Annotated in this window: 1 protein-coding gene; it reads left to right on the top strand. The window is 58.5% G+C overall.

What is annotated here, in order from left to right; translation table 11 throughout:
* A partial coding sequence (locus tag D7Y04_RS42535; protein WP_121763058.1) for a phage tail tape measure protein occupies window positions 1-574 on the top strand: 574 nt, incomplete at both ends.

Raw genomic sequence — 574 nt, 5'->3', positions numbered from 1 at the left:
CCGCCATTGATGCGAAAAGCCGGGGGCTGACTGACCGGCAGGCAGAACGGGAAGCCACGGAACAGCGCCTGAAGGAACAGTATGGCGATAATCCGCTGGCGCTGAATAACGTCATGTCAGAGCAGAAAAAGACCTGGGCGGCTGAAGACCAGCTTCGCGGGAACTGGATGGCAGGCCTGAAGTCCGGCTGGAGTGAGTGGGAAGAGAGCGCCACGGACAGTATGTCGCAGGTAAAAAGTGCAGCCACGCAGACCTTTGATGGTATTGCACAGAATATGGCGGCGATGCTGACCGGCAGTGAGCAGAACTGGCGCAGCTTCACCCGTTCCGTGCTGTCCATGATGACAGAAATTCTGCTTAAGCAGGCAATGGTGGGGATTGTCGGGAGTATCGGCAGCGCCATTGGCGGGGCTGTTGGTGGCGGCGCATCCGCGTCAGGCGGTACAGCCATTCAGGCCGCTGCGGCGAAATTCCATTTTGCAACCGGAGGATTTACGGGAACCGGCGGCAAATATGAGCCAGCGGGGATTGTTCACCGTGGTGAGTTTGTCTTCACGAAGGAGGCAACCAGCCC

The organism is Corallococcus sp. AB038B (assembly GCF_003668955.1).
Taxonomy (GTDB): domain Bacteria; phylum Myxococcota; class Myxococcia; order Myxococcales; family Myxococcaceae; genus Corallococcus; species Corallococcus exiguus.
This window is presented reverse-complemented; position numbering and strand designations above follow the sequence as displayed.